The 9,510-nt window shown below is 70.1% G+C and carries 9 protein-coding genes and 3 pseudogenes; 7 read left to right on the top strand and 5 right to left on the bottom strand.

Features of this window, described 5'->3' with window-relative positions:
* The 3 genes from GJ634_RS12305 to GJ634_RS12300 form a co-directional block, all read right to left on the bottom strand.
* On the bottom strand, positions 1–891 hold an 891-nt coding region (locus tag GJ634_RS12305), incomplete at its 3' end, for a bifunctional oligoribonuclease/PAP phosphatase NrnA (protein ID WP_157503059.1).
* A 61-nt stretch (positions 892–952) separates the two neighbouring features.
* Positions 953–1,078: a hypothetical protein gene (locus GJ634_RS16495; RefSeq protein ID WP_269449537.1), complete on the bottom strand. Its 126-nt coding sequence runs from the start codon at positions 1,076–1,078 to the stop codon at positions 953–955.
* Between the two features lie 133 nt (positions 1,079–1,211).
* Positions 1,212–1,745: an inorganic diphosphatase gene (locus GJ634_RS12300; RefSeq protein ID WP_157503057.1), complete on the bottom strand. Its 534-nt coding sequence runs from the start codon at positions 1,743–1,745 to the stop codon at positions 1,212–1,214.
* Between the two features lie 228 nt (positions 1,746–1,973).
* Here GJ634_RS12300 and GJ634_RS12295 point away from each other — a divergent pair, with 228 nt between their 5' ends.
* A complete protein-coding gene (locus tag GJ634_RS12295; protein WP_059055725.1) occupies positions 1,974–2,324 on the top strand; it encodes a PadR family transcriptional regulator in 351 nt (116 codons plus the stop codon).
* Between the two features lie 51 nt (positions 2,325–2,375).
* Here the strand turns inward: GJ634_RS12295 and GJ634_RS12290 are convergent, their stop codons facing one another.
* Together GJ634_RS12290 and rnhA are read right to left on the bottom strand one after the other, a co-directional pair.
* Complete coding sequence (locus GJ634_RS12290; RefSeq protein ID WP_157503055.1) at positions 2,376–2,930, bottom strand: rnhA operon protein; 555 nt, start codon at positions 2,928–2,930, stop codon at positions 2,376–2,378.
* Positions 2,923–3,518 (bottom strand): annotated as a pseudogene (rnhA, locus tag GJ634_RS12285) (ribonuclease HI). The gene GJ634_RS12290 and the pseudogene rnhA overlap by 8 nt, the downstream one beginning before the upstream one ends.
* A 179-nt stretch (positions 3,519–3,697) precedes the next feature.
* On the opposite strand from rnhA, the gene GJ634_RS12280 reads away from it, so the two are divergent.
* From GJ634_RS12280 to GJ634_RS12255, 6 genes and pseudogenes are all read left to right on the top strand, one after another.
* On the top strand, positions 3,698–4,660 hold the full coding sequence (locus tag GJ634_RS12280) for a transcription initiation factor IIB family protein (RefSeq protein ID WP_157503053.1): 963 nt from the start codon (positions 3,698–3,700) through the stop codon (positions 4,658–4,660).
* Between the two features lie 106 nt (positions 4,661–4,766).
* Positions 4,767–5,471 (top strand): phosphoglycerol geranylgeranyltransferase, encoded by a 705-nt coding sequence (locus GJ634_RS12275; RefSeq protein ID WP_157503051.1) that lies wholly within the window; start codon positions 4,767–4,769, stop codon positions 5,469–5,471.
* A 69-nt stretch (positions 5,472–5,540) separates the two neighbouring features.
* A complete protein-coding gene (aspS, locus tag GJ634_RS12270; protein WP_157503049.1) occupies positions 5,541–6,845 on the top strand; it encodes an aspartate--tRNA(Asn) ligase in 1,305 nt (434 codons plus the stop codon).
* A 109-nt stretch (positions 6,846–6,954) separates the two neighbouring features.
* A pseudogene (locus GJ634_RS12265) lies at positions 6,955–7,762 on the top strand (pantoate kinase); the annotation flags it as partial.
* A gap of 113 nt (positions 7,763–7,875) precedes the next feature.
* Positions 7,876–8,618, top strand: a pseudogene (locus tag GJ634_RS12260) (4-phosphopantoate--beta-alanine ligase).
* Positions 8,619–8,709: 91 nt separating this feature from the next.
* Positions 8,710–9,474: a hypothetical protein gene (locus tag GJ634_RS12255; RefSeq protein WP_157503047.1), complete on the top strand. Its 765-nt coding sequence runs from the start codon at positions 8,710–8,712 to the stop codon at positions 9,472–9,474.
* Positions 9,475–9,510 lie beyond the last annotated feature (36 nt).

The following is a 9,510-nucleotide window of genomic DNA, read 5'->3' as shown; positions in this document are numbered from 1 at the left end:
GACGACGGTGTCCTCGTGGACGCCGAACGCGGCCGCCGAGGAGACGCCGTCGAGCCGGAGCAGCGTGTCCGCGGCCTCCTCGAGCGCGCTCGCGGACGGGACGCTGCCGACGTTCGTGACGGCGAAGCTCGCGCGGCGCTCGCGGTTCGCGATGGCCTGCCCGATGACGTCGAACGTCTCCCCGCTCATGCCGGGCGCGCGGAGCGCGTCGATAGTGCCCTGATCGGCGAACTCCTGGAGGAAGGTTGCGGCACGGAAGTCCTCGCGGGAGCGCACCCGCCGGAACTCCCGGGTGCCGGCGCGGATGCCGTAGAGGAGCGCCGTGGCGACGTCCTGTTCGGGGCTGCTGCCGGCGCGCTCGACGAAGCGCGCGACGATGGTCGACGTCGACCCGGCCTCGTTGCCCGCGACGACGAGCGAGTGGTCGACGGCGGCGGGCCGGTGGCGGACGACGGCGACGACGGGCGGACGGTTGGCGAACGACGGGACGGTGCCGCCGCCGCCGACCGCGACCGCGCCGTCGTAGTCGTCGAGGGAGTCGCCGGCGACGTCCAGCGAGACGTTGAAGAGGTTACAGAAGGCCTTGGCGTCGTCGCTGGTGACGTCGTCCTCGGCGAGGATGCGCGCGGTGACCCCCCACTCGTTGCAGAGTTCGCGGAGGCCGATGGCGGCCGCGAGCGCGTCGACGCTGGGGTTCTCGGGGACGACGAGCGCGACCGACTCGAGGCCCGCGATGGTGTCCCGGAGCTGGGTGAAGTCCTCGTCCTCGGATTCGGCGCGGCGGCGTCGCAGCACCGTGGTGAGGGCGTACCCGCCGGCGCCGCCGACCGCGACGGTGCCGACGACGAGCGCGATCAGGGGCGTCGAGACCGCACCGACCTCGGGGAGCATCAGGCCGAGAGTCCACGCGAATCGTTAAGTATGTTGTCCCGCGCCGGCTCGCGGCGTCGGCTCAGTGTGCGGCGTCGCCCGCGTCCGCGTCGCGCTGTCGGGACTCGTCGTCGCTGTCCGCGGGCTGGAAGTTCGTGGGCACGACGGTGAGGTGGCGGACGCCGAACTCGGAGTGACTGGCAGCCATTACACCTCACAGTAGGGGAGGCTCCCCGAAATAATTACCCATACGCATAACACATCGGTGGGGCGGCGCGTCATTCCCCGTGGTTATGGCCGTCGCTGGCGGGCGTCGGAGCGCGAAAAAGTGACGCGTGGGGTTACGCGAAGTTCTCGTCGTAGAGGTCCTGGGCGTGCTCGATGGCGTCCTTGGCGGCCTGCGCGTCCTCGAAGCCCAGCGTCTCGACCTCCTTGCCCGCCTCGAGGTTCTTGTACGTCTCGAAGAACTCCTCGATCTCGTCGAGCTGCTGCTGGGGGATGTCCTCGAGGTCGTCGACGTGGTCGTAGCGGGGGTCCTCGTCGGGCACCGCGATGACCTTGTCGTCCTGCTCGCCGTCGTCGTCCATCTTCATCAGGGCGACGGGGCGGGCCTCGATGACGCAGCCGGGGAACGTCTGGTCCTCGACGAGCACGAGCACGTCGAAGGGGTCCTCGTCGTCGTAGTACGACTGCGGGATGAACCCGTAGTCCGAGGGGTAGTGGACGTTGCTGTGGAGCACGCGGTCCAGCACCACGCCCGGGATGTCCTTGTCGTACTCGTACTTGTTGCGTTCGCCCTTCAGACACTCGACGACCGCGTAGATCACGTCGGGTGCGTCCGGTCCGGTCTCGAGGTCTTGCCAGAGATTCGCCATGGCGGAGGGTGGACGCACCGCGAAAAAGGCTTTTCGCAATCGGCCACGGGGGTCCCGCGCAGGGGCGCGCCGGCCGTCCCGACGGAGCGCGCTGGACGCCCACCGGACGAACGGGCAAAAACGACCGATTTTCGCGTTCTAAACGAACGAAACTACCGAAAACCAGTCGTTAAGCGGGGAAAATGCCACCTCGCAGAAGTTAAATAGCCAGACACCTTTCGGTCAGCTATGTCAGAGGCACAACCCGCTGCACGGACCGACGTGCGGGACCTGACTGCGTTCCAGAAGAACATCCTGACAGTACTCGCCGAAGAGGCCCGCTACGGCCTCGCCATCAAACGCGAACTCGAGGACTACTACGGCCAGGAGGTCAACCACGGCCGACTCTACCCGAACCTCGACGACCTCGTCAACAAGGGCCTCGTCGAGAAGTCCGAACTCGACAAGCGCACCAACCAGTACGAGCTCACCGACGACGGCTTCGACGCCGTCCTCGACGACCTCGAGTGGACGCTCTCGAAGTTCCTCACGGACGAGGACCGCAAGGAGCAGGTCCGGGACATCGTCGCCGAGAACTGAGCTTTCTCCGCGCCGCAGTTCCGCCGCTGGGACCCGTAGCGCCAGCGCCGCCTACTGCTCGGGCGCGTCCGCGTCCGCGTCCGCGACCTTGGCGACCAGCTCCAGCGACTCCTCGACGCAGGCGCGCTGTTCGTCGCTGGGCCACGCGTTCCGCGGGAAGTACTCCTCGCGGAACTCCGCGCGCTCGCGGTCGCCGGCCGCGTCCATCGACCGCGCGTAGTGGTTGTTCATGAACTCGGCGAACGCCGCGGCGTTGTCGCCGTGGACGTCGCCGTGGCGCTCCCGCACGCGCTCGACGAGCTCCGCGTTGCGCGCCGCGGCGTCCTCGTAGTCGCCCTGCTCGCTGGGGCCGGACAGCGACACCTCGGCCGCGCGGTCCGTGTCCTCGACGTCCTCGAGCTGCACGCGGCCGTCCTCGACCCACTCGGCGGGGTAGCAGACGAGCGTGTCGTCGCGCTCGCGGACGCGCGGCACGAACCCGTGGTCGGCGAGCAGTTCCTCGCGGCGCTCGCGGTACGCCTCGGCCGCGGCGTCGTCGACGGCGTCCCGGGCGAGGCGGGTGAGCCGTTCGGCCTCGTCGACGACGTCGTCTGGGAGGTCAGTCATCGTCGAGTGCTTCGTTGGCTAGTTCGTCCGCGCGGTCGTTTACCTCTCTCGGAACGTGGGTCAGCGACCACTCGTCGAACCGTTCGAGGAGTTCGTGGACGCGGACGCGCTTCTCGCGGAGCTCGGGGTCGTTGGTGTCCCACGCGCCCTTCACCTGCTTCTCGACGAGCTGGCTGTCGCCGCGGATCTCGATCTCGTCGAAGCCGAACTCCGCGGCGGCCTCGAGGACGGCGAGCAGCGCTCGTACTCGGCCTGGTTGTTGGTCGCGCGGCCGATGCGGTCGTTCCCCTCCGCGACGATGCCGTCGCCGGAGACGAGCACCCAGCCGACGGCCGCGGGGCCGGGGTTGCCGCGGCTCGCGCCGTCGAAGTACGCGTGGACGCGGCCGCCGCGGTCGGGCTCGACGACGGCCGTGATGTCGGTGGGGTTGCCCCCCTGTACGACGAGCTTGTCGTCGTAGGCGACGGCGTGGGCGTCCCCGAGGTCGGCGTGCCAGCGCTCGTACTCGGAGTTCCCCTCGCTGAACGACGCGCCCGCCGCGTCGAGTCGTTCGCGCGCGTCGTCGACGTCGCACTCTACGACCGGCATTAAGTCGACGTCACCCCGCCTCCCGTATATGGGTTACTATCCGGGAACGGTCGTGAGTGCGCCTCTGAGGCACGTATTAACGGGATTAGCGGCGTCGAGCGCCGGACTTGTGTCGTCTGCGAGAGGTTCCAAACCGGCAACGGGTTTAAACGTTTGCGAAACGCTAATATAAAAATGCGATGACACGGTCCACTCGCCAGCGGGAGCGAGAAACGGCGACAGAGCAGGAGGAGTCCGAGGAGGGGGTACGGGAGTGCCCGGAGTGTGGCTCTGACAACCTCGTGAAGAGCTCGGACCGCGCGGAGCTGGTCTGCAACGACTGCGGCCTCGTCGTCGAGGAGGAGCAGATCGACCCCGGTCCGGAGTGGCGCGCGTTCAACCACCAGGAACGACAGGAGAAGTCGCGGGTCGGCGCCCCGACCACGCAGACGATGCACGACAAGGGGCTGACGACGACCATCGACTGGAAGGACAAGGACGCCTACGGGCGTTCGATCTCCTCGAAGAAGCGCTCGCAGATGCACCGCCTGCGGAAGTGGCAGGAGCGCATCCGCACCAAGGACGCCGGCGAGCGCAACCTCCAGTTCGCGCTCTCCGAGATCGACCGCATGGCCTCCGCGCTCGGCGTGCCGCGCTCGGTGCGGGAGGTCGCGTCGGTCATCTACCGGCGCGCGCTCAAGGAGGACCTCATCCGCGGCCGCTCCATCGAGGGCGTCGCGACGAGCGCGCTGTACGCGGCCTGCCGGAAGGAAGGCATCCCCCGGAGCCTCGAGGAGATTTCGGAGGTCTCCCGGGTCGAGCGCAAGGAAATCGGCCGGACGTATCGGTACATCTCCCAGGAGCTCGGCCTCGAGATGAAACCCGTCGACCCGAAGAAGTACGTCCCCCGGTTCTGCTCGGAGCTCGAACTCTCCGAGGAGGTGCAGGCGAAAGCCAACGACATCATCGAGACGACCGCCGAGAAGGGGCTGCTCTCCGGCAAGTCCCCGACCGGCTACGCGGCGGCGGCGATCTACGCCGCGTCCCTGCTCTGCAACGAGAAGAAGACCCAGCGCGAGGTCGCGGACGTCGCGCAGGTGACGGAAGTCACCATCCGGAACCGCTACCAGGAGCAGATCGAGGCGATGGGCATCCACAGCTAGGCCGTCCCGCCTCCCCGGATTCCACCCTCAGAACCCCCAGCGGCGCCGCTGGCGGCGGTGTACCCGCATCGAAGGGGTTTTGCCCCGGCCATTTTAATGGGGGCACATGACTACCCCGTGGGACGACTGGGACCACGTGCTCAAGGTGGACCCGGACAAGTCGCTGGTCGACGGCGACACGTTCGACGACGTCTGCCGGACGGGCACCGACGCCATCGAGATCGGCGGGACGATGGACGTGACGACCGAGAAGATGCGGCGGGTCATCGACGCCTGCCGGAAACACGACGTCCCCCTCTACCAGGAGCCGTCGAACCCCGCGGTGGTCGTCGAGGACGACGCCCTCGACGGCTACCTCGTGCCGGTCGTGTTGAACGCCGGCGACCCGTTCTGGATCACGGGCGCGCACAAGGAGTGGGTCCGCATCGGCGACCTCGACTGGGAGCGCACCGCCACCGAGGCGTACGTCGTCCTCAACGACGAGGCGAGCGTCGCGGAGTACACGGACGCGGACTGCGACCTCGCACCCGACGAGGTGGCGGCGTACGCGGAGGTCGCCGAGAGGATGCTCGGCCAGGACATCGTCTACGTGGAGTACTCGGGCACGCTCGGCGACCCCGACGTGGTGGGCGCCGCGCGCGACGCCCTCGACGACGCGACGCTGTTCTACGGCGGCGGCATCGGCGACTACGACACCGCCTACGAGATGGGCGAGCGCGCGGACACCATCGTCGTCGGCGACCTGCTCCACGACGAGGGCGCCGACGCCGTCGCGGAGACAGTGCGGGGCGTCAACGACGCCCACGAGTGACGCGCCGGCGGCGCCGCGGCCACGCCGGAAATGAAGTCGTTTAAGGCCGGTCCTCGCGAATCGGGGAGTATGAAGGACCGAACGTTCACGGCGGACGCCGAGCCCGGCGACCACGCGACGGTCGCGGGCTGGGTCCACGAAGTCAGGGACCTCGGCGGCATCGCGTTCCTCATCCTGCGGGACAAGACCGGCAAGATTCAGGTCAAGTTCGAGAAGGACGAGATGGACGACGACCTCGTGGAGACGGGCATCGACGTCCAGCGCGAGTCCGTCGTCCAGGTAACCGGCGACGTCGAGGACGAAGAGCGCGCGCCGACCGGCGTCGAGGTCACGCCCGACTCCATCGAAGTGATGGCGGAGGCCGACCCGCAGCTCCCGCTCGACCCCTCGGGGAAGGTCGACGCCGACCTCTCGACGCGGCTGGACAACCGGACGCTGGACGCCCGCAAGCCCGAGACGAAGGCCATCTTCGAGATCCGCGCGGAGATTCTGCGCGCGGTCCGCGAGTACTTCCGGAGCGTCGGCTCCACGGAGATCAACACGCCGAAGATCGTCGCCACCGGCACCGAGGGCGGCACGGAGCTGTTCCCCGTGACGTACTTCGGGCGGGAGGCGTTCATGAACCAGAGCCCGCAGCTGTTCAAGCAGCTGATGGTCGGCAGCGGGCTCGAGCGCGTCTTCGAGGTCGGCCCCATCTTCCGCGCGGAGGAGCACAACACGCCGCGGCACCTCAACGAGGCGACGATGATCGACTTCGAGTCCGCGTTCATCGACCACGAGGAGGCGATGGACGTCTGCGAGGGCACGCTGAAGGCGGCGTACTCGGGGGTCGCGGAGAACTGTCAGGACGAACTCGAGACCCTCGGCCTCGCCGAGGAGTTCGAGGCGCCCTCCGCGGACTTCCCGCGGCTCACCTACGAGGAGGCCATCGAGCGCATCAACGCCACGGGCGAACTCGACGAGCAGCTCGTCTGGGGCGACGACCTCCCCACGGAGGGGGAGAAGGCGCTCGGCGACGACGTCGGCGGGCACTACTTCGTCACCGACTGGCCCAGCGAGATCAAGCCGTTCTACATCCAGGACTACGACGACGACCCCGAGCTCTCGAAGGGCTTCGACCTCATGCACCCGCGCATGGAGCTCGTCTCGGGCGGCCAGCGCGAGCACCGCTACGACGCGCTCGTCGAGGGGTTCCGCCAGCAGGGCCTCGACCCCGACCAGTTCGAGTACTACACGAAGATGTTCAAGTACGGCATGCCGCCCCACGCCGGGTGGGCGTACGGCGTCGAGCGCCTCGTGATGACGATGCTCGACCTCGACAACATCCGGGAGGCCGTGCTGTTCCCGCGAGACAGGCAGCGACTGAGCCCGTAGGACGAAGACGTGGAGCCAGCGAGAACCACTACGTTCTCGCTGGACAGTCGACTGACGCGCCGTTCCGATACTGCAACACTTAATCCTCGGCGCCTCCGACTCCGAGTGGATGAGCGACGGCGACGCGGCGACGGCGTTCGCGCCCGGCCACGTGACCGGCTTCTTCAGCGTGGAGCGCACCGAGAGCCCCGAGCGCACGGGGTCGCGGGGCGCGGGCGTCACGCTGTCGGCGGGCGTGACGACGCGGGTCGAACCCGCCGAGGAGACGCGGGTGCGGCTGAACGGCCGCGAGGTCGACGTCGGGAGCGTGGTCGGCGTGCTGGACGCCCTCGATGCGACCGCCGAGGTCACCGCGGAGACGCCGCTGCCGCTGGGCGCGGGGTTCGGCGTCTCCGGGGCGATGGCGCTCGGGACGGCGCTGGCGGCGAACCGCGCCGTCGACGCGGGGCACTCGGAGAACGACCTCGTGACGGTCGCCCACGCCGCGGAGGTCGAAGCCGGCACCGGCCTCGGGGACGTGGTCGCCCAAGCGCGGGGCGGCGTCCCGATTCGCGTCGAACCCGGGGCGCCCGCGCACGGCCGCCTCGACGGCGTGCCGGACGCGGGCCGCGTGGAGTACGTCTCCTTCGGCGGCCTGTCGACGAGCGAGGTCATCGGCGGCGACACCGCGGCGCTGTCGGCGGCGGGCGAGGACGCGCTCGCGTCGCTGCGCGAACACCCGACGCTCCCGCGGTTCATGCGGCTCTCCCGCGAGTTCTCCCGGGAGGCGAGCCTGCCGACGGCGACGTGGCGGCGGCCGTCGACGCGGTCGCGGACGCGGCGGCGAGGCGGCGATGGCGATGCTCGGGCGGACGGTGTTCGCGCTCGGCACGGGCCTCTCCGACGCGGGCTACGACCCCGAGGTGTGTCGGGTGCACCGGCGGGCGCGACGCTTGACCCATAGCGTGGCGCGCCGCTGTCGCGCAGTGAGCCGCGAGCGGCGGCCACCCGCAAGCGGACGACTTTTGCGCTGCGGGCCGCGAGAGCGAGTATGGCCGAGATTCCCGCCGACCACCCGCGCCACGACTCGCTGGTGACCCGCCACCGCATCGAGGCGGGGGTGGAGAAGGGCATCACGTCGAAGCAGGGGCTGGTCGCGCAGGGCCGCGGCGAGGCCTTCGACTACCTGCTCGGCGAGGAGACGATTCCGTCCGCGGACGACGCCGAGCGCGCCGCGGCCGCGCACCTCCTGCTCGCCGAGCACCCGGTGCTCTCGGTGAACGGGAACGTCGCGGCGCTCGTGCCCGGCGAGGTCGTCGCGCTCGCGGACGTCGTCGGCGCCGACGTCGAGGTGAACCTCTTCAACCGCACCGAGGAGCGGATGGAAGCCATCGCCGAGCACCTCCGCGAACACGGCGCCAGCGACGTGAAGGGGCTGGAGGCGGACGCTCGGATTCCCGGGCTGGACCACGAGCGCGCGAAGGTCGACCGCGACGGCATCTACGACGCGACGTGGTGCTCGTCCCGCTCGAGGACGGCGACCGCGCGGAGGCGCTCGCGGAGATGGGGAAGACCGAACTCGTAATCGACCTGAATCCGATGTCGCGGTCCGCGCAGAGCGCCGCGGTCCCCGTCGTGGACAACATCATCCGCGCGCTCCCCGGAATCACCGAGCATGCCCGCGAGCTCCGGGACGCGTCCCGGGAGGAGCTGGAGGGAATCGTCGCGGCGTTCGACCGCGAAGCGGCGCTGGAGGCGGCAGAGCGGCGAATCCGGGAGGGCGACCTCGACTGAGCCGGGAGCGCTCCGATAGCTTTTTGCTTCTTTAGGTTGGCCTAAATCGTATGAGCGAGCGACCGGTTCCGAACGGCGGGAGGGGAGCGTGATGGGCGACGACCTCCGCACGATGCGCGAGCGCCTCGACGCCCTCGCCAGCGACGGCGGCCGCTTCTACGTCGCCTGCGCGCGCACCGGCGAGCGCCCGTTCCCGGTCGGCGGCCTGCGCTTCGCGGACCGCGAGACGGCCGCCGACGCCGTCGAGCTGGCCCGCGAGTACCGCCGGACGCTGGAGCGCTACGACCCCCGGGCGCCCCACTACGACCTCGTCGTCCACGAGCGCACCGACCCCGTGCCGCCCGCGGACGCGCCGTCGCTGCCGGACGCCTGCCACGACGTCACCGGCGCGGTGTTCGAGGCGCTCGCGGCGGCCGACTACCGGGACGCCCAGCGCACGATTCTGGACGCGTACTTCGCCGCCGCGGAAGCCACCACCGACCCCGACGACCTCTGCGTCGTCCTGCTGCGGTGTACGGCGCGCACCCTCGACGAGGAGCTCGCGGCCCGCGAGCAGGCCGCCGTCCTCCGGGACGCCGCGAACCGCGTCGACTTCGCCGGGGACGCTGCCTCCATCGGGGACGCGCTCGCGACGGTCGCGGGCGCGAACCTCGCCGACGCGCTCGCGGAGACGACCGACGGCTGGCGCTTCGACCCCACGGTGCGAGTCGTCGACGCCGCGGTCACGCTCCCCGCGGCGGTCGCGGTGCTGGCGGTGCGGCCGGACGCCGACCCCGTCTTCGACCGCGCGGGCAGCGGCGTCCGCGCGCGCCTCGACGGCGGCCCGGCGGGCTTGGCGACCGCGCCCCTACAGTAATTCCCGGGCCATTCTCGCGGCCTCGGGCGCGCTGTC

It is taken from the genome of Halobacterium sp. CBA1126 (assembly GCF_009741975.1).
GTDB lineage: Archaea > Halobacteriota > Halobacteria > Halobacteriales > Halobacteriaceae > Halobacterium.
Note: the sequence above shows the minus strand (reverse complement) of the source record. Positions and strands in the feature narration are given on the sequence as shown.